Genomic DNA, 17,834 nt, shown 5'->3' with positions numbered 1-17,834 from the left:
CATCAGCGCTCGACGCGCGGTCGTTCAGCGCTGTGCTTGCTGGCCTTGTTCCTGGCGATTGTCTTCCCGCCGCCAGCGGATCAGCTTTCCGGCGCCAGCCGCAGCGGCGATCAGCAGGAAGGGCAGCCCGGCCCCGGCAAGCGGCCCCGGGGCACCGCGACCACCACTGCCGATCCCGTTTCCGCCACCACGGCCGAAGTCGGAGTTTCCCGGCCCCGCAACGGCAGGCGCAGCAGCGACGACGCACAGCAGCGCAGCTGCCGCCAGCACATTTGGTTTAATGACTTTCATCGACCGCAACCCTTAATCGCAGTAGTCTTTTTAGTCCCGGCGGCGACATTCATTCACCGCATCGAATATATCTCAATATCCATTATTGTATCGACTTCGCATCAAAACAGACGATTGGGTGGGCCGCACGTCGGAGAGGGGCGGCTAGAGACCTGTAATTTCGCCGAATTCACGTCGGCATGGGCCGCTGGGGCCACCGTGGAGCACTCGGGTGTCACAAATTAATGTAGCATATGCAGCTAAATCACGGAACCGTTATTACTACTGAGCTTTTAACCACAGGTTGTGTCCCGGACGCCCTCTCACCCCAAAGTCTTCCCATGGACATGGCCCGGCGTTTCGGTCGGTCGCCGCTCACCGATGTCGGGGCGCGGGCACGCGGGAAGGCAAGGCAACTTGTGGTGCGGATGGCGTGAGCGCGTGCACGCGCGGACGCCTGGATCTGCGCTGGAAGAAGGAGGCTGCAGCGGTGCCGCGTTCGCTTCCGGACGGAAACAGCGGTGGCGTCGGCCTTCGTCGGTGCCATCGCCGCCGCCTGCCTGCACGTGGCACTTCTCCGTGCCTGCCTGTTCCATCCGGCCGGGCCATGTCCGACCAGGCCAAGCCCACCGTGCCTCTCGCCCGCCAGCGTCCGATGCCGCCCGTCCGAGCCCGGCATCATCGCTGCCGGCGGCTCCGAGGGCAGGCCTGCCGCCTTCATGTCAGCTGGCCGGGCGGTCCGCGGTAGGGGCAGGGCCAACGGGCAGGTCCACCGACGGTGGGCGCGGTGACGCCCTTCCGGGCCGGGCGAGCGTTGCGCGGCCGGCGCAATGCACTACTCTCCCCGCGCAAGAAGACCGGGGAGCAATGCGTTCATGAATCGCCGATCCATCCTCGGCGCGGCCGCCGCCGCGCCCGCCCTCGCCACGCCCGCCCTTGCCCAGACGCAGAACCCGGAAATCCGCTGGCGGCTCCAATCCAGCTTCCCGAAGAATCTCGACATCCTGTTCTTCGGCGCCGAGACGATCAGCAAGCGCGTGGCGGAGCTGACCGACAACCGCTTCCAGATCCGCGCCTTCTCCGCCGGCGAGATCGCCCCGCCGCTGCAGGTGCTGGACGCGGTGCAGAACGGCACCATCGAATGCGGCCAGACCGCGCTGTACTACTATATCGGCAAGGACCCGGCGCTGAGCTTCTTCACCTCGATGCCGTTCGGCGGGAATTACCGCCAGCAGGGCGCCTGGATGAAGCGCGGCGGCGGCAACGAGTTCTGTGCCGAGATGCTGAAGGAGTTCAACTGCGTCGGCTTCCTCTGCGGCGATACCGGGACCCAGATGGGTGGCTGGTTCCGCAATGAGGTGAAGTCGCTGGCCGACATGCAGGGGCTGAAATTCCGCGTCGCCGGGCTCGGCGGCCGGGTGTTCCAGCGGATCGGCGCGGTGCCCACCCTGGTGCCGGCCTCGGACATCTACCCCTCGCTCGAGCGCGGCACGATCGACGCGGCGGAATTCGTCGGGCCCTACGACGACGAGAAGCTCGGCTTCCATCGCGTGGCGAAATACTATTACGGGCCGGGCTTCTGGGAGCCCTGCGCCCGCGGCCACCTGGTGATCGGCCAGAAGGCCTGGGACCCGCTGCCGGACGCCTACAAATCCGCCATCCAGGTCGCCTGCATCGAGACCGAGCTGGAGATGATCGCGCGCTACGACCACCAGAACCCGCTGGCCCTGCGCCGGCTGGTCGCCGCCGGCGCCCAGCTGCGGGCCTGGCCGCGCGACGTCATGCAGGCCGCCTGGAAGTCGACGCATGAGATGATCGAGGAAATGGCCGCCAAGGATGCGCGGTTCCGGCGGATCTGGGAGAGCTACAAGCCCTACCGCGATGACCAGTTCCAATGGGCGCGGATCGCCGACAACGCCTACGACAACTTCGCCTTCACCGCGGCGGCGCGGTAGGCGGCGCCTCGAACAGCCGGGCCAGCGCCTGCCACATCGGCTTGCGCCGGCCCTCGGCATCCAGCGGCAGGCCGCGATGGATGCCGCCATCCTTGCGGGCGACGTCCTTGTCGGTCGCCAGCCAGCTGTCCTTGTCGGACAGGCCCCAGGTCAGCACCGTGCGGCAGCCTTCCGCCAGCGCCGTGCCGACCACCGCCTCGACCCGCGCCGCCACCGCCGCGTCGCGCGCCGCGAGGTCGAGCGGCACCACCGCCGCTTCCCGCACGTCGAGCTCGGTCAGCAGGACCGACAGGCCGAGGGCGCGCACCTGGCGCAGGAATGCAGCGAAGGGCTCCGGCCGGAACGGCTCGTCCATGATCAGATGCGCCTGGATGCCGAGCGCATCGACCGGCACCCGCGCACCCACCATCCGTCGCAACGTGCGCAGCACGCGCTGGCGCTTCTCCTCGGCGAAGGGCGTGTCGCCTTCGATCCCGTAGTCGTTGTAGGTCAGCCGCAGGGTGCGGTCGCGTTCCCGTGCCAGCTGGAAGGCCAGATCGATGTAGCCGGGGCCAAGCGCCCGCAGCCAGGGCGTGTCGCGCAGGTCGCCGATCGCCGGCGTCGGCGCGACGAAGGGGCCGCCGGCATTGGCCACCGCCTCGTTCACCACGTCCCAGTCGCGGATCACCGGCGCGGTGCGGGCCAGCACGGCATCGACATGCGCGGCGAGCAGGGCGCGGGCGCGCACCGGCCCCTCGGCCAGGGCGGGGGCCAGCCAATCGGGCATCGCCTGGTGCCAGACGAGCGCGTGCCCGCGGACCTGCTGGGCGTTGCGCGCGGCGAAGTCCAGCACTGTACCGAGCGGGGCGAAGTCGAACCGCCCCTCCTCCGGCTGCAGGGCGGCCCATTTGGCCTCCCATTCCGGGACCAGGATGCGGGCTTCGGTCGCCATCTGCCGGGCATAGGCGGCGTCGGCCAGGCGGGCGGTGTTGATGGCGGCGCCGAACAAGATGCCCTGCGCCCGGGCCCGTGCAGCCAGGCCACCCGCCGCCTGCGCCATGGCGCCGCGGCCGAGCAACGCGACCCCCGCGCCGGCAAGGAGGGAGCGGCGGCGCGGGCGCAGCGTCAGGCGGCCTGGGCCAGGGCGGGGGCGGCTTCCTGGAGCAGCGCGGCACGGAACCGGTCCCGCCGCCAGCAGAGCAGCCGCCAGGCGCCGCGCGCCGCGAGCGCCGAGAGCCTGCCGCGCGGTTCAAGCCCGACCGATTTGAAGACCATGCCCATGCCGCGTTCAATATGCCGAAAACGATAAAAATTCATTGCCCGGCCCATATAGCCGGCGATGCAGCGGTCATGGCTGTAGGGGGTCGAGGGATCCTCGTTCGAACAGTGGAAGGCGAAGGCGAGCTCGTCGTCCTCCGACTCGCCGATCCGCCCGGCGGCGACCTTCAGCCGCTGCAGGAATGACAGGTCTTCCCGCGCGAGGTAGCGCTTCATGTGGTCGTAGAAGAGCTTGAAGTGGCGGTACTCGTCGGCCGCGATCAGCCGGCAGACTTCCTTCAGGACGGGCTCCTCGGTCGCCTCGGCCAGGGCGGTGTAGTAGCTGCTGGTCCCGGTCTCGACCATGCAGCGGGCGATCAGCTCGCCGGTGCGGGAGCCGCGGATCGAGGCGTCAGCGTTGATGTCGATCTTGTAGCCGGCGCGATAGCGGGCGAAGGCCTCGGCGTAGTTCCAGCCCGGATCGGCGATCTCACCCCAACGGCCGAGCGCATCGCCGTGCTGGACCTCCTCCAGCGCCCAGTTCTCGGCGGCCAGATGGAAGTCCGGGTCGCCACGGAAGACCCGCTTGAGATAGATCGCATAGTCGTCACCGTTGCGCTCGACCATCGCCGCCGCCTTGACCAGCGGGACGATCTCCGGGTCCACCTTCGACGGATCGAAGCGGTCCCAACTCACCTGCTCGACACGCCAATGCTTCATGCTGTCCCCGCGGCCCGCTGCGGGCCGAACATCCCCCATGATGCGCGCTGGAGGGCCGTCGCGCGAATTCACGGCCATCCTGCCGTCGCTTCCATGTTCGCCAGGGCGGCAGCGGATTCAAGCCATGTGGCATGCCGGGCACAGCGTTGCGAACAAAAAAGCCTCAGTGTGGCGGGGGCGCTATGCCGCCGACACGAAAAGGGCCGGGGCGTCGCCGCCCCGGCCCGGTCGGTTCAACCGCAGCGCCCGGGCTCAGGCCGCCTGGGCGGCGTCCAGCATGGCGCGGGCCGAGCGCAACCGGTCCAGCGCTAGGTCGCGCTTGGCCTCGGTATCCTCAGGGGTCACGGCCTTCAGCGCCGCCTCGGCTTCCACGATGCGGCGCTCGGCGGTCGCGCGGGACAGGCTGGCGAGCGGCGTCGCCTCGTCGGCCAGCACGGTGACACGCTCCGGCGAGACCTCGGCGAAGCCGCCGCCGACGAAGAGCGTCTCGGTCTCGGCCCCGTTCTCCCGCACGCGGATGACACCCCCGCGAAGCGTCACGATCATCGGCGAATGGCCGGGCAGCACGCCCATCTCGCCTTCGGCGGCGGGGATGGTCGCCATCTCGACCTGGCGGGAGAGCAGCAGCTTCTCCGGCGAGACGAGTTCGAGCAGGAAGGTGGCCATGTCCTAGGGTCCTTACTCAGCCAGATCAGCCAGCGGCGCGGGCCGGGGCCCGCGCCAGGGCCGCTTAGGCGGCGGCCTTCAGGGTGTCGCCCTTCTTCACCGCTTCCTCGATCGTGCCGACCATGTAGAAGGCGGCTTCCGGCAGGTGGTCGTATTCGCCGGCGCAGATCGCGGCGAAGCTGCGGACGGTGTCCTCCAGCTTCACGAAGACGCCCGGCGTGCCGGTGAAGACCTCGGCCACGTGGAAGGGCTGGCTGAGGAAGCGCTGGATCTTGCGCGCACGCGCCACGACCAGCTTGTCCTCCTCGGACAGCTCGTCCATCCCGAGGATGGCGATGATGTCCTGCAGCGACTTGTAGGTCTGCAGGATGCGCTGCACCTCGCGGGCGACGCGGTAGTGCTCGTCGCCGACGATCCGCGGGTCGAGCGCGCGGGAGGTGCTGTCCAGCGGATCGACGGCGGGGAAGATGCCGAGCTCGGCGATCGAGCGGTTCAGCGTGGTGGTCGCGTCGAGGTGGGCGAAGGAGGTCGCCGGCGCCGGGTCGGTCAGGTCGTCGGCCGGCACGTAGATGGCCTGGACCGAGGTGATCGAGCCCTTCTTCGTCGAGGTGATGCGTTCCTGCAGCGCGCCCATGTCGGTCGCCAGCGTCGGCTGGTAGCCCACCGCGGAGGGAATGCGGCCCAGCAGCGCCGAGACTTCCGCGCCCGCCTGGGTGAAGCGGAAGATGTTGTCGATGAAGAACAGCACGTCCTGGCCCTGCTCGTCGCGGAAGAACTCCGCGACCGAGAGGCCGGACAGCGCGACCCGGGCGCGGGCGCCCGGCGGCTCGTTCATCTGGCCATAGACCAGCGCCACCTTGGAGCCTTCCGTGTTGCCGTCGCCCAGCTTGATGACGCCGGCATCGACCATTTCATGATACAGGTCGTTGCCTTCGCGCGTCCGCTCGCCCACGCCGGCGAAGACCGACACGCCGCCATGGCCCTTGGCGATGTTGTTGATCAGCTCCTGGATGGTGACCGTCTTGCCCACGCCGGCGCCGCCGAACAGGCCGATCTTGCCGCCCTTGATGTAGGGCGCGAGTAGGTCGATGACCTTGATGCCGGTGACGAGGATCTCGGCCGCGGTGGCCTGGTCCTCGAAGGCCGGGGCCTCGCGGTGGATGGTGTAGGTCTTCTCGTGCGGCACCGGGCCACGCTCGTCGATCGGCTCGCCGATGACGTTCATGATGCGGCCGAGCGTGCCGGCGCCCACCGGCACCGAGATGCCGGCGCCGGTGTCGACCACTTCCTGGCCGCGGACCAGGCCGTCGGTCATGTCCATGGCGATGCAGCGGACGGTGCGCTCACCCAGGTGCTGGGCGACTTCGAGGACCAGCGTGTTGTCGCCGTTCTTGGTGGTCAGCGCGTTCAGGATGGCCGGCAGCTCGCCCGGGAACTGCACGTCCACCACGGCGCCGAGGACCTGGGCGATCTGCCCGACATTGTTCTTCATCGTGCCAATCCCTTGTCTATCGGTTCTGCGATTCACGTTCCGCGCCTGCGGCGCTCCACGATCGCATCACAGCGCCTCGGCCCCGGAGATGATCTCGATCAGCTCGCGGGTAATGTTGGCCTGGCGGGTGCGGTTGTAGTTCAGCGTCAGCCGGTTGATCATGTCGCCGGCGTTGCGCGTGGCATTGTCCATCGCGGTCATCTGGCTGGCATAGAAGCCGGCGGTGCTTTCCAGCACGGCACGGTAGATCTGGATCGCCAGGTTGCGCGGCAGCAGCGAGGCGAGGATCGCCTCCTCGTCCGGCTCGTAGTCGTACAATGCCTGCGGGCCGGTCGCGGCCGCCGCCTCGCCTTCCGGCAGCGGCGCCGGGATTAGCCGCTGGTCGGTCGGGATCTGGCTGATCACGTTCCGGAAGCGGTTGTAGATCAGCGAGCAGACGTCGAATTCGCCGGCCTCCAGCATCTCGGTCACGCGGACCGCGATGGCCTCGGCATCGGTGAACTCGACCCGCTTCTTGCCCATGAAGGTGATCTCGCCGACGAAGCGGCTGGCGAATTCGCGCTTCAGGTAGGAGGCACCCTTGCGCCCCACCGTCAGGATCTTCACCACCTTGCCATCGCCCTCGAGCGCCCGGATGCGGGCGCGGGCAAGACGCCCGACATTGGTGTTGAAGCCGCCCGCCAGGCCACGATCGGCGGTGACGACGACCAGCAGGTGCACCCGGTCGGCGCCGGTGCCGACCAGCATCGGCGGGGCGCCCGGCGTCGATGCGACCGCCGAACCGAGCGAGCCGAGGATCGCCTCGGTCCGCTCGGCATAGGGGCGTGCCGCCTCGGCCTGTGTCTGGGCGCGGCGGAGCTTCGCCGCCGCCACCATCTTCATCGCCTGCGTGATCTTCCGCGTGTTCTTCACGCTGTTGATCCGCATGCGCAGATCCTTGAGGCTCGCCATCGGCTAAGTCCCTTCTGCCTGCGGCCTCAGGCCGCGAAGGACTTGGCGAAACCGTCGAGGAAGGCGACCAGCTTGTCCTCGGTCGGCTTCTTGATCTCGCGGTCGGTGCGGATCGCCTCGAGGATCTCGGGTGCGGCCGACTTCAGCTCACCCAGCATCCGCGTCTCGAAGGGGCCCACCGAGTTCACCGGGATGCGGTCGAGGTAGCCGCGGGTGCCGGCGAAGATCGCCACCACCTGCTCCTCGACCGGCACCGGCTTGAACTGCGGCTGCTTCAGGAGTTCGGTCAGCCGCGCGCCGCGGGCCAGCAGCGCCTGGGTCGAGGCGTCGAGGTCGGAGGAGAACTGCGCGAAGGCCGCCATCTCGCGGTACTGCGCGAGCTCCAGCTTGATCTTGCCGGCGACCTGCTTCATCGCCTTGATCTGCGCGGCGGACCCGACGCGGGACACCGAGAGGCCGACGTTCACCGCGGGGCGGATGCCCTTGAAGAACAGCTCGGTCTCCAGGAAGATCTGGCCGTCGGTGATGCTGATGACGTTGGTCGGGATATAGGCCGAGACGTCGCCCGCCTGAGTCTCGATCACCGGCAGCGCGGTCAGCGAGCCGTTGCCGAAATCGTCGTTCATCTTCGCCGCGCGCTCGAGCAGGCGGCTGTGCAGGTAGAAGACGTCGCCCGGATAGGCCTCGCGGCCCGGCGGACGGCGCAGCAGCAGCGACATCTGGCGATAGGCGACGGCCTGCTTCGACAGGTCGTCGTAGAAGATGACCGCGTGCATGCCGTTGTCGCGGAAATACTCGCCCATGGTGCAGCCGGTATAGGGCGCCAGGAACTGCATCGGCGCCGGGTCGGAGGCGGTGGCGGCGACGATGATCGAGTATTCCAGCGCGCCGTTCTCCTCCAGCGTGCGGACCAGCTGGGCGACGGTGGAGCGCTTCTGGCCGACCGCGACGTAGATCGTGTAGAGCTTCTTGCTCTCGTCGGTCCCGGCGTTGATCGGCTTCTGGTTGATGATGGTGTCGATGATGACGGCGGTCTTGCCGGTCTGGCGGTCGCCGATCACCAGCTCGCGCTGGCCGCGGCCGATCGGGATCAGCGCGTCGATCGCCTTGATGCCGGTCTGCATCGGCTCATGCACCGACTTGCGCGGGATGATGCCGGGGGCCTTCACCTCGACGCGCATGCGGGTCACGTCGGTGAGCGGGCCCTTGCCGTCGATCGGGTTGCCGAGGCCGTCGACCACGCGGCCGAGCAGGCCGCGGCCGGCCGGCACGTCGACGATGTCGCCGGTGCGCTCGACCGTGTCGCCTTCCTTGACGCCGCGGTCGTCGCCGAAGATCACGATGCCGACGTTGTCGTGCTCGAGGTTCAGCGCCATGCCCTTGATGCCGGCGCTGGGGAACAGCACCAGCTCGCCGGCCATCACGTTCTGCAGGCCGTAGACGCGGGCGATGCCGTCACCGACCGAGAGGACGGTGCCGACTTCGGCCACATTCGCCTCGGTGTCGAAGCCAGCGATCTGCCGCTTCAGGATTTCCGAGATCTCTGCGGGACGGATGTCCATGGTCAGGCGGCCCCCTTCATAGCGTACTGCAGTCGCTGCAGCTTGGATTTGATGCTGTTGTCATAGAGCCGGGAGCCGATCCGCAGGATCAGTCCGCCGAGGATCGTGGGATCCACCTGCTCCGAAAGCTTGACGCCGGAGAAGCCGGCTTCGGTCAGCCGCGCACTGAGCTGGGCGCGCTGCGTGTCGCTCAGCGGATGCGCGCTGGTGACCTGGGCGAGCTGCTGGCCACGCCGCGCCGCGAGCAGCGTCCCGAAGGCCTGCGCGACCTCCGGCAGGCGGCCGAGCCGGCGGTTGGCGATCAGCACGCCGATAAGGTTGCGGACCTCGGCGCCGATCCCGACGCGGTCGAGAACGGCGAAGGCGCCCTTCTTCTGCGACACGCTGTCGAGCCGGGGATCGGCGACGAAGGCGCGGAAACCCTCGTCGTCGCGCCACAGCGCGAAGAGGCGTTCGAGGTCGGCGGCGATGCGGTCCACCGTCCCGGGATCCGTCTGGCGACGGTCATCCGCGAGACCCAGCAAGGCGAGCGCATAGCGCCCGGCCAGGCCGGATGGGTTGGACGCAGAGGCGGAAATGGTCTCGGCGGAGGCCACGGGCTTTCCCGGTCCTGTTCCTGAAGGTGCGCGTGCGCGGGTCCGCCACCAAGCTTCACAACCGGTGCGGCGCGAGGCCTTTACCATGGGGTTCACGCCCCCGCAATCTGGCCGGGCCGGGTCAATTCGCCCCGCGACGAAGCCGGGAAAGCCGCGGCCGTGTCAGGCTTCGCCGCGAATCAGGGCCGGAACGGGTGGGGAGGATCGCCGAAACATGGCGCAGCGCGCGGGGGTCTTCTTCGGCTGGCAGGTGGTCGCGGCGGCCTTCGTGGTCGCGGTGTTCAGCTGGGGAATCAATTTCTACGGACCCTCGGTCTACCTGCATGCGCTGCATGCGCGCGAGGGCTGGCCGCTGTCCCTGATCTCGGCGGCGATTACCCTGCATTTCCTGGCCAGCGGCGCGATCGTCACCCGGCTGCCGGGGCTGCACCGGCGCTTCGGGCTGGTCGCGGTGACGCGCACCGGGCTGCTGGCCTGCGCCGCCGGCGCACTGGCCTGGGGCCATGCGACGGCGCCCTGGCAGATGCTGCCGGCGGCGCTGCTGACCGCGCTCGGCTGGGCGCTGACCAGCGGCGTCGCCATCAATGCCATGGTGGCACCCTGGTTCGACCGCCGCCGCGGCGCCGCCTTGTCCATGGCCTTCAATGGCGCCAGCTTCGGCGGGGTGCTGTTCACCCCCTTCTGGGCGGCGCTGATCGCCGCCTGCGGCTTCGCCGGCGCCTCCGCCTGGGTGGCGCTGCTGGTTGCCGCCGTCGGCTGGGTGCTGGCCGGGCGTTGGCTGGGCGCGACTCCGGCGGCGATGGGGCTCTACCCGGATGGCGCGGCGGGGCCGCCGCCTGCGCGCCCGCTCGCCGCGCCGGCCGGGCCGCTCTGGCGGCAGGGGCCGTTCCGCAGCCTGTCGCTGGCCTTCGCCCTCGGGCTCGTTGCGCAGATGGGGCTGCTGACCACGCTGTTCTCCATCCTGGCCCCGGCGCTGGGGGAGGCCGGGGCGGGCGTGGCGATGAGCCTGGCGACCGCCTGCGCCGTGGTCGGCCGGACCGTGGTGGGGGTGGCCTTGCCGCCCGGGCTGGACCGGCGGCTGGCCGGCAGCGCCAACTTCCTGCTGCAGGCGGCGGGCTGCCTGGTGCTGGTCCTGGCCGGCGACGGCGCGGTGGCGCTGGTCGTGGGCGTGCTGCTGTTCGGCCTCGGGATCGGCAACCTACTGTCGCTGCCGCCGCTGATCGCCCAGGCGGAATGGCCGGCCGAGCAGGTGGCCGCGGTGCTCGCCCTGCTGACCGCGGTGAACCAGGCCTTCTACGCCTTCGGCCCGGCGATCTTCGGCGCGGCGCTGCAGGGCTGGGGCGCCGCGGCGCCGCCCGCCCTGGCGGCGGGGCTGCAATTGGTGGCGGCCTGGGTGCTACTGCTGGGGCGGCGCAGCGCGACTGCCGCTCGGCGTTAGGGTGCGGCCGGCGCCGCGCGGATGCGGTCGAGCAGCAGCGCGGCGCCGAAGCGACGGTCACGCAACTCGGCGTTGGTCAGTGGCACCGCCTCGGGCAAGGGTAGCGCTTCCCGACCACCCATCGTGCCGATCGACAGGACGTCGGCCAATGCATCGGCATAGAGGATCGCCGGGTCCACATGCTGCTGCATGCCCGGCTCGAAGCGGTCCCGGGCATTCGCCAGGAAGGTTGCGACCTCGCCCTTCCAATGGTCCACCGCGATGTTGTCGGGCCAGGCGCCGGCCTTCAGCGCATGGGCGTTCGCGGTGCGCAGGTTGGAGGTGATGGCGCGCAGCTCGGACTTCCCCACATCCTCGACCTCATGCGCCCAGTCGAGGTCGTTCACCCGCTCCCCGGCCGCGACACGGCGCAGGCGGTCCGCCTGGGCCTGCGACCAGGCGAGTATGTCGGTGTCGTAGAGGTCGTCGGGCATCGCTCACCCTCCCGCGTCGCAGCCCAGAAAAGATCGCGGCCGGGCGTGAACGCCGGGACGCGTGAATCTGCTCTTAAGACAAAGAGATACAGCGGTGCCGCGTTCACCTTCGAACGCAAACCGCTGTAGCTCAGAGGAACCCCACCGGGTCCACATCCACCTGCACCCGGACATGGCTCGGGACCGGCACCCGCGCCAGCCATTCCCGCAATATCGGCTGCACCGCGATGTCGCGCCTGGTCTTCAGCAGCAGCCGGCGGCGATGGCGGCCGCGCAGCAAAGCGAGCGGCGCCGGCGCCGGGCCCAGCACCTGCACCCCCTCCCCGCCCGGCGCCGCCAGGCCGAGGTCGCGCGCGGTGCGGTCGGCCTCGCGCTCGTCCTCGGCCGAGACGATCAGCGCCGCCAGCCGGCCGAAGGGCGGCCAATGGCCGGGCCGGCGCATCGCCGCCTCCTCCTGCATGAAGCCGGCGAGGTCGCCGGAGATCAGCGCCTGCATCACCGGGTGCTCGGGCGAGAAGCTCTGCAGCAGCACCCGGCCCGGCGCCTCCGCCCGCCCGGCACGGCCGGCGACCTGGTGCAGCAGCTGCACCGTGCGCTCCGCCGCCCGCAGGTCGCCGCCGGCCAGGCCGAGATCGGCATCCACCACGCCGACCAAAGTGAGGTGCGGGAAATGCCAGCCCTTGGCGACGATCTGGGTGCCGATGATCAGGTCCACCTCGCGGTCCTGGATGGCGCGCGCCGCCTCGGCTGCAGCGGCGGGACCCGGCAGGGTATCGGAGGCCATGACCAGCCGCCTTGCGTCAGGCCAAAGCGCGGTCGCTTCCTCCATGACACGCTCCACCCCGGGGCCGACCGCCGTCAGGCTGTTGGCGGTGCCGCATTCGGGGCATTCGGCGGGCGGGGGTTCGGCATGGCCGCAATGGTGGCATTGCAGCAGGCGCTTGGCGCGGTGCTCGACCAGCCAGGCCGTGCAGTTCGGGCAGCGCATGCGGTGGCCGCAATGCCGGCAGAGGGTCAGCGGGGCATAGCCGCGGCGGTTGAGGAACAGCATCGCCTGCTCCCCCCGCTCGATCGTCGCGGTCACCGCCTCGACCAGCGGCGGCGCCAGGAAGCGGCCGCGCTCGGGTGGGGTGCGGCGCAGGTCGATCACCTCGACCGCCGGCAGGGTGGCGCCGCCATGGCGCTCCGGCAGGTCGAGCGCCTGGTAGCGGCCCGCCTCGACATTGGTCAGGCTCTCCAGGCTCGGCGTGGCGGAGACCAGCACGCAGGCGGCCTGGGCCAGCCGGGCACGGACCACCGCCATGTCGCGGGCGTGGTAGACCACGCCCTCCTCCTGCTTGAAGGCGGTCTCGTGCTCCTCGTCGACCACGATCAGGCCGAGTTCCGGGAAGGGCAGGAACAGCGCGCTGCGGGCGCCGACCACCACCGGCGCCGCACCCTCCGCCACCGCCCGCCAGGTGTCGCGCCGGGTGCGGGCGGTAATCTCGGAATGCCACAGCGCCGGCGCCACGCCGAAGCGCTTCTCGAACCGCTCCAGCCACTGGGCCGACAGCGCGATTTCCGGCAGCAGCACCAGGGCCTGCCGGCCGGCGGCCAGGCATTCCGCCACCGCGTCCAAATAGACCTCGGTCTTGCCGGACCCGGTGACCCCGGTCAGCAGCGTCACGCCGAAGCGGTGCGCCGCCACCCGTTCCCGCAACGCGGCGCCGGCGGCGGCCTGGACGGGACCCAGTGCCGGGCCGGGATGCGCCGGATCGGGCCGGGCGAAGCGGCTGGGATGCGGCAGCAGGGCCGGGCGCAGCAGCCCGTTCTCCGCCATGCCGCGCAGCACGCCGAGCGAGACGCCGGCCGCCTGGGCCAGCAGGGCGCCGGCATGCACCTCCCCCATGCGCAGCACATCCAGCACCCGCTGGCGTTCCGGGGTGATGCGCGGCCGGCTGTTGCCGGGCGGCGCCAGCGTCCAGCCGGCCTGCGGCGCCGGCGGCTCGAGCGCGCCCGGGACGCTCATCGCCATGCGCAGCACGGCACCGGGCGGGCTGAGCGTATAGGCCGCCACCCAATCGATGAAGCGGCGCAGGCTGGCGGTCATCGGCGGCGCCGGCAGGACCGAGGCGACCGGCCGCAACCGCCGGTCCGGCACCGGCTTGGCCTCGGTCGCCTCCGGGGCGTCCCAGACCACACCCATTACTTCTCTTTGGTTGAGCGGAACGGAGACGAATTCCCCTGTACGGAGTGCCATGGAAGCAGGCACTGCATAGTCGTAAGCCCCGGCCAGTGGCAGGGGCAGCAATACGGATACGCGTGTCCTAGCCGACACGGTGGGCGTGTCTTTCATACCGCGGTGCTTTCCCGGGTGGGTGAGCATCGGCTATCCTGGCAAACAACAGATGCGCAATAATATGCCGTGGCATCGATTATCGCGCACGACATTAAAGGATTTCCCCAGCCATGAAATTCTTCGTGGACACGGCCGAGGTGTCGGAGATCCGGTCGCTGGCCGAAGCCGGCTTGGTCGATGGCGTCACCACCAACCCTAGTCTGATCGCCAAGTCCGGCCGCAAGATGGCCGAGGTGATCGCCGAGATCTGCGGCCTCACCCCCGGCCCGGTCTCGGCCGAGGTCACCGCGACCGGATACGACGACATGCTGGCCGAGGGCCGGTACCTGCGCGAGATCGCGCCGAATGTCTGCGTCAAGGTGCCGCTGACCGAGGCCGGCCTGCGCACCTGCCGGGCCTTGTCCGGCGAAGGCACCCTGGTGAACGTCACCCTTTGCTTCTCCCCTGCCCAGGCACTGCTGGCCGCCAAGGCCGGCGCCACCTTCATCTCGCCCTTCGTCGGCCGGCTCGACGACATCGCCACCGACGGCATGCTGCTGATCGCCGACATCCTGAAAATATACCGCAACTACCCACACATTAAGACAGAAGTCCTTGTGGCATCCATCCGCCATCCGATCCACCTCATCGAGGCCGCCAAGCTCGGCGCCGAGGTGGCGACCCTGCCGCCGGCGGTCATTCGCCAGTTGCTCAAGCATCCGCTGACCGACAGCGGCCTCGCGGCCTTCCTCGCCGATTGGCAGAAGACCGGGCAGAGCATCCTGTGAACGCGACGCTCCCCGGCGCCAGTCCCCAGTCGGAGGCGGAGATGGACCTGCCGACGGCGGATGCGGTGGTGGCCTTCCTGCACGCGCATCCCGAATTCCTGGCCGAGCGCCCCGACCTGTTCCGCAGCCTGTCGCCGCCGCGCCGCATCCATGGCGAACGCGTCGCCGACCACATGGCGGCGATGCTGACCGCCGAACGCCGCCGGGTCCGCAGCCTGGAGGCCGAGGTGGATGCCGCGGTCACTGCCGGCCGCGCCGGCTACGGCCTGACCATCCGGGTCCGGCTCGCGGTGCTCGCCCTGATGCGCAGCACCGACGTGATCGAGACGGTGACCCAGGAACTGCCCGCCTTGCTGGGCATCGAGACCTGCAACCTGTTGAGCGAGAAGCCGGACCGCCGCGGCATGATCCATTTGCCCCGCGGCGCCGTCGCCCGGCTCATGGGCCCGGGCCGCGACGCCGTGGTCCGCGCCGCGCCGACCGAGACCGAGACGCTGCACGAGGAAGCCGCCTCGCTCGTCGCCCGCGACGCCCTGGTGCGGGTGCCGGTCTGGACCGGGACGCCGACCATCCTCACCCTCGGCGCGCGCGACCCGCATGCCCTGCCGGCGCGGCAGGCGACCGCGACCCTCGCCTTCCTCGGCCGCGCGGTGGCGGCGGCGCTGGCCCGCTGACGCCGGCCGCCGCATGACCGGCGCCGAGGCGCGCGCCCGCTACCTCGACTGGCTGGCGCGCGAGCGGCGCGCGGCGGCCAATACGGTCGAGGCCTATGGCCGCGACCTCGGCGATTTCCTCGGCTTCCTGGCCGGCCATCTGGGCGAGGAGCCGGGGCTGGAGGCCCTGGCCGGGCTGCGCGCGACCGATATCCGCGCCTGGCTCGCCGCCCGGGCCGCCACCGGCGCCGGCGCCGCGACCCGCGCCCGGCAGCTCGCCGCGGTGCGCGGCTTCCTGCGCTTCCTGGCGCGGACTGCGGGGATCGAGCCGGTGGCGCTGGCGACGATCCGCGGCCCACGGCTGAAGCCTCCCGTCCCGCGTGCCCTCACCCCTGGCCAGGCGCTGGAGGCCGCGGCCAAGGTCGGCCAGGTGCACGACCCGGAGCGCGCGATGCGCCCGGCCGAGCAGGCCGCCCGCGACTGTGCGCTGTTTACCCTGCTCTATGGCTGCGGCCTGCGGATCGCCGAGGCGCTGGCGCTCGATATCCGCGATGCGCCGCTGCCTGGCGGCGAATCCGCCCTGCGGGTCACCGGCAAGGGATCCAAGCCGCGGCTGGTGCCGGTGCTGCCGGCGGTGCGGCAGGCGATCGCCGCCTACCTGGCACTGCGCCCCGGCGCGGCGGCGGGGGAGCCGTTGTTCCTCGGGGCACGCGGCGCCCGGCTGGACCCGGCCGTGGCGCAGAAATCGCTGCGCGACTACCGCCGCCTGGCCGGCCTGCCGGAACACGCGACGCCGCATGCGATGCGGCACTCCTTCGCCACCCATCTGCTGGGCGGCGGCGCCGACCTGCGGGCGATCCAGGAGTTGCTGGGCCATGCCAGCCTGTCCACCACCCAGCGCTACACCGCGGTGGATGCCGCCGGGCTGCTGGCGACCTGGAAGAAGGCGCACCCGCGGGCCGATTGAGCGGCGGTTGAAGGCCCGCCGGCCGGGTCCTCAGGCCGCGACGCGGCCCCGGTTGAGCCGCAGCAGGGTGAAATTCAGCCAGCCGGCGAAGCTGACCCAGGCGACATAGGGCACCATCAGCCAGGCGGCGCCCTGGTGGACCGGGGCGAAGGCGACGATCGTGGCGACGATCGCCAGCCAGAAGACCACGAGTTCGGCCAGCGCCAGGTCCATCCGCTTCAGCCCGAAGAACAGCCAGGACCAGGCGGCGTTCAGCCCGAGCTGGAGGAACCAGAGGCCCAGCGGCAGGGCGGCGCCGGCGAAGCCGGCCTCCCGCCAGACCAGCCAGGCGGCGACCGCCATCGAGATGTAGAGGACCGCCCAGGCCGGCGGGAACAGCCAATTGGGCGGGTTCCAGGATGGCTTCGCCAGCCCGGCATACCAGGCCCCCGGCTTGAAGAAGGCGCCGGTGGTGGCGGCGACGAAGCAGGCGCCGAGAAAGCCGAGCAGGCCAAGGGTCGTGGTCAGGTCCATCCTCTCCAGATGGCCCGTAAGCCGGCAGGAGTCGAGGGTGGCGGGGAAGACGGCAAGCAGGGTTGGGCAGGGAAACGCGTTCCCTTCCCGAGCCCCTCCCTTCCTTTCCGTGGGCTTGGCGCCTGCCGCGCGTCGGGTGCCGACTCACAAAAACAGAGGAGGGTTGGACGCCTGCGTCCGACGGCAGGACGCCGCCTCCCTGGCCTTGCCTTTCATGGCGCCTTCGCCAGCCATTCCGCCGCGGCCGCGTCCGCCCCGGAGGGCAGCGGCGCCCCCGGTGCCGCCAGCCAGGCGAGGATGTCCCGCGTCACCACGTCCCGCTGGAGATCGCGCAGCAGCAGGTGCCAGCCCTCGGGGTAGTAGGCGACGCGCTCCGCCTGGTCGTCGCGCATGCCCTGCACCACCCGCCGCGCCACGCGGGTCGGGATGATGCTGTCCTTGGCGCCGAGCAGGATCAGCACCGGCGCCGGACCGGGCCGCAACGCCGTGCGGCAACAGGCCGGCACCGCGGCGACCGCCGCATCCATCAGGTCGACCAGGCCGCTCGCGGCATCGACCCGGGTGAGCTTGAGGGTCAGCGGGTCGCGGCCCCAGCGGCGCAACGCCTCCTCGTTGTCGCTCGCCTTGATGCCGCCGGCGGTGCCGGGGAAGCCGACCAGCGGGATGGTGCGCGACGCCAGCCAAAGCCCCCAGCGCATCGGCCCCGGCATGTCGTCGCGGCCCCAGAAGGCCGGGGCCATCAGCACATAGCCATCGGCCGGCGGCGGCGCCGCGCCGGTGGCGGTCAGGACCAGCACGCCGCCCCCCATGCTCTCCCCCAGCATGACCAAGGGCAGGCCGGGATGCCGGGCACGGACCAGCCTGGCGGCGGCGGTCGCATCGGCCGCCAGGGACGCGGCGCCGGCCCAGATGCCGGGATGCGGCGCGGCGCCGAAGCCGCGCTGGTCGTAGGCATAGACGGCGATGCCGGCGGCGGTGAAGCCGGCGGCGGACTCCGCCATGAAATTGCCGGCGGCGTCGTTGAAGCCGTGCAGTGCCAGCAGCACGGCGCGCGGTGGCCCGTCCGGCAGCCAGCGATGCAGCGGCAGCCGGGCGCCGTCCGGCATCAGCAGCGCGTCGTCGGTGATGGCGGGCGTGGTCACCGCCGGCCCGGCCGGGATCACCACCGGGGTGCAGGCAGCGATCAGGAGCAGCAAGGCCAGGAGGCGGTGGGCGGTCACGCGCGGGCCATCTGCTC

At 70.7% G+C, this 17,834-nt stretch carries 17 protein-coding genes; 5 read left to right on the top strand and 12 right to left on the bottom strand.

The window, feature by feature from the left end:
* Positions 1-24: 24 nt before the first annotated feature.
* A complete protein-coding gene (locus ACFQS7_RS03970) occupies positions 25-291 on the bottom strand; it encodes a hypothetical protein (protein WP_380065716.1) in 267 nt (88 codons plus the stop codon).
* A gap of 854 nt (positions 292-1,145) precedes the next feature.
* Here ACFQS7_RS03970 and ACFQS7_RS03965 point away from each other — a divergent pair.
* Positions 1,146-2,225 carry a TRAP transporter substrate-binding protein gene (locus ACFQS7_RS03965; protein ID WP_380065715.1) on the top strand — a complete coding sequence of 360 codons (1,080 nt, stop codon included), beginning with the start codon at positions 1,146-1,148 and terminating at the stop codon, positions 2,223-2,225.
* On the opposite strand, the gene ACFQS7_RS03960 is transcribed toward ACFQS7_RS03965, so the two are convergent.
* From ACFQS7_RS03960 to atpH, 7 genes are all read right to left on the bottom strand, one after another.
* Positions 2,206-3,264, bottom strand: a complete 1,059-nt coding sequence (locus ACFQS7_RS03960) for an endo-1,4-beta-xylanase (RefSeq protein ID WP_380065714.1) — start codon at positions 3,262-3,264, stop codon at positions 2,206-2,208. The genes ACFQS7_RS03965 and ACFQS7_RS03960 overlap by 20 nt on opposite strands.
* Positions 3,265-3,329: 65 nt before the next feature.
* Positions 3,330-4,181 (bottom strand): ferritin family protein, encoded by an 852-nt coding sequence (locus ACFQS7_RS03955; protein WP_380065713.1) that lies wholly within the window; start codon positions 4,179-4,181, stop codon positions 3,330-3,332.
* A gap of 252 nt (positions 4,182-4,433) precedes the next feature.
* A complete protein-coding gene (atpC, locus tag ACFQS7_RS03950; protein WP_380065712.1) occupies positions 4,434-4,847 on the bottom strand; it encodes an ATP synthase F1 subunit epsilon in 414 nt (137 codons plus the stop codon).
* 64 nt (positions 4,848-4,911) lie between these two features.
* The gene (atpD, locus tag ACFQS7_RS03945; RefSeq protein ID WP_380065711.1) at positions 4,912-6,339 is read right to left on the bottom strand and encodes a F0F1 ATP synthase subunit beta; all 1,428 of its coding nucleotides are present in this window, start codon (positions 6,337-6,339) and stop codon (positions 4,912-4,914) included.
* A 66-nt stretch (positions 6,340-6,405) separates the two neighbouring features.
* Complete coding sequence (locus ACFQS7_RS03940) at positions 6,406-7,290, bottom strand: F0F1 ATP synthase subunit gamma (protein ID WP_380065710.1); 885 nt, start codon at positions 7,288-7,290, stop codon at positions 6,406-6,408.
* Positions 7,291-7,316: 26 nt separating this feature from the next.
* Complete coding sequence (gene atpA / locus ACFQS7_RS03935; protein ID WP_380065709.1) at positions 7,317-8,852, bottom strand: F0F1 ATP synthase subunit alpha; 1,536 nt, start codon at positions 8,850-8,852, stop codon at positions 7,317-7,319.
* Positions 8,853-8,854: 2 nt separating this feature from the next.
* Positions 8,855-9,448 carry an ATP synthase F1 subunit delta gene (gene atpH / locus ACFQS7_RS03930; protein ID WP_380065708.1) on the bottom strand — a complete coding sequence of 198 codons (594 nt, stop codon included), beginning with the start codon at positions 9,446-9,448 and terminating at the stop codon, positions 8,855-8,857.
* A 214-nt stretch (positions 9,449-9,662) separates the two neighbouring features.
* Here atpH and ACFQS7_RS03925 point away from each other — a divergent pair, with 214 nt between their 5' ends.
* A complete protein-coding gene (locus tag ACFQS7_RS03925; RefSeq protein ID WP_380065707.1) occupies positions 9,663-10,886 on the top strand; it encodes an MFS transporter in 1,224 nt (407 codons plus the stop codon).
* Here the strand turns inward: ACFQS7_RS03925 and ACFQS7_RS03920 are convergent.
* Both ACFQS7_RS03920 and ACFQS7_RS03915 read right to left on the bottom strand, forming a co-directional pair.
* A complete protein-coding gene (locus tag ACFQS7_RS03920; RefSeq protein WP_380065706.1) occupies positions 10,883-11,359 on the bottom strand; it encodes a DUF29 family protein in 477 nt (158 codons plus the stop codon). The two genes, ACFQS7_RS03925 and ACFQS7_RS03920, sit on opposite strands and share 4 nt — an antisense overlap.
* Before the next feature lie 130 nt (positions 11,360-11,489).
* The gene (locus tag ACFQS7_RS03915) at positions 11,490-13,724 is read right to left on the bottom strand and encodes a primosomal protein N' (protein WP_380065705.1); all 2,235 of its coding nucleotides are present in this window, start codon (positions 13,722-13,724) and stop codon (positions 11,490-11,492) included.
* A gap of 83 nt (positions 13,725-13,807) precedes the next feature.
* Here ACFQS7_RS03915 and fsa point away from each other — a divergent pair, with 83 nt between their 5' ends.
* The 3 genes from fsa to ACFQS7_RS03900 are packed head-to-tail and all read left to right on the top strand — an operon-like array spanning position 13,808 to position 16,084.
* Positions 13,808-14,464, top strand: coding sequence for a fructose-6-phosphate aldolase (gene fsa / locus ACFQS7_RS03910; protein ID WP_380065704.1), 657 nt, complete (start codon positions 13,808-13,810; stop codon positions 14,462-14,464).
* Positions 14,465-14,505: 41 nt separating this feature from the next.
* Positions 14,506-15,138, top strand: a complete 633-nt coding sequence (locus tag ACFQS7_RS03905; RefSeq protein ID WP_380065703.1) for a DUF484 family protein — start codon at positions 14,506-14,508, stop codon at positions 15,136-15,138.
* A 13-nt stretch (positions 15,139-15,151) separates the two neighbouring features.
* Entirely contained in the window at positions 15,152-16,084 is a 933-nt protein-coding gene (locus ACFQS7_RS03900; protein ID WP_380065702.1) for a tyrosine recombinase XerC, read from the top strand.
* Positions 16,085-16,114: 30 nt separating this feature from the next.
* Here ACFQS7_RS03900 and ACFQS7_RS03895 read toward each other — a convergent pair whose 3' ends face one another.
* Both ACFQS7_RS03895 and ACFQS7_RS03890 read right to left on the bottom strand, forming a co-directional pair.
* Positions 16,115-16,597, bottom strand: a complete 483-nt coding sequence (locus ACFQS7_RS03895) for a TspO/MBR family protein (RefSeq protein ID WP_380065701.1) — start codon at positions 16,595-16,597, stop codon at positions 16,115-16,117.
* A gap of 212 nt (positions 16,598-16,809) precedes the next feature.
* Positions 16,810-17,817, bottom strand: a complete 1,008-nt coding sequence (locus ACFQS7_RS03890) for an alpha/beta fold hydrolase (protein WP_380065700.1) — start codon at positions 17,815-17,817, stop codon at positions 16,810-16,812.
* Positions 17,818-17,834 lie beyond the last annotated feature (17 nt).

Source organism: Dankookia sp. GCM10030260 (assembly GCF_042666655.1).
Lineage (GTDB): Bacteria > Pseudomonadota > Alphaproteobacteria > Acetobacterales > Acetobacteraceae > Paracraurococcus.
Note: the sequence above shows the minus strand (reverse complement) of the source record. Positions and strands in the feature narration are given on the sequence as shown.

Bases quoted from the DNA above. Each gene is read 5' to 3' on its own strand.
- ACFQS7_RS03970 (WP_380065716.1), bottom strand. From the start codon at position 291: ATGAAAGTCATTAAACCAAATGTGCTGGCGGCAGCTGCGCTGCTGTGC.
- ACFQS7_RS03965 (WP_380065715.1), top strand. From the start codon at position 1,146: ATGAATCGCCGATCCATCCTCGGCGCGGCCGCCGCCGCGCCCGCCCTC.
- ACFQS7_RS03960 (WP_380065714.1), bottom strand. From the start codon at position 3,264: ATGGCGCAGGCGGCGGGTGGCCTGGCTGCACGGGCCCGGGCGCAGGGC.
- ACFQS7_RS03955 (WP_380065713.1), bottom strand. From the start codon at position 4,181: ATGAAGCATTGGCGTGTCGAGCAGGTGAGTTGGGACCGCTTCGATCCG.
- atpC (WP_380065712.1), bottom strand. From the start codon at position 4,847: ATGGCCACCTTCCTGCTCGAACTCGTCTCGCCGGAGAAGCTGCTGCTC.
- atpD (WP_380065711.1), bottom strand. From the start codon at position 6,339: ATGAAGAACAATGTCGGGCAGATCGCCCAGGTCCTCGGCGCCGTGGTG.
- ACFQS7_RS03940 (WP_380065710.1), bottom strand. From the start codon at position 7,290: ATGGCGAGCCTCAAGGATCTGCGCATGCGGATCAACAGCGTGAAGAAC.
- atpA (WP_380065709.1), bottom strand. From the start codon at position 8,852: ATGGACATCCGTCCCGCAGAGATCTCGGAAATCCTGAAGCGGCAGATC.
- ACFQS7_RS03925 (WP_380065707.1), top strand. From the start codon at position 9,663: ATGGCGCAGCGCGCGGGGGTCTTCTTCGGCTGGCAGGTGGTCGCGGCG.
- ACFQS7_RS03920 (WP_380065706.1), bottom strand. From the start codon at position 11,359: ATGCCCGACGACCTCTACGACACCGACATACTCGCCTGGTCGCAGGCC.
- ACFQS7_RS03915 (WP_380065705.1), bottom strand. From the start codon at position 13,724: ATGCTCACCCACCCGGGAAAGCACCGCGGTATGAAAGACACGCCCACC.
- fsa (WP_380065704.1), top strand. From the start codon at position 13,808: ATGAAATTCTTCGTGGACACGGCCGAGGTGTCGGAGATCCGGTCGCTG.
- ACFQS7_RS03905 (WP_380065703.1), top strand. From the start codon at position 14,506: ATGGACCTGCCGACGGCGGATGCGGTGGTGGCCTTCCTGCACGCGCAT.
- ACFQS7_RS03900 (WP_380065702.1), top strand. From the start codon at position 15,152: ATGACCGGCGCCGAGGCGCGCGCCCGCTACCTCGACTGGCTGGCGCGC.
- ACFQS7_RS03895 (WP_380065701.1), bottom strand. From the start codon at position 16,597: ATGGACCTGACCACGACCCTTGGCCTGCTCGGCTTTCTCGGCGCCTGC.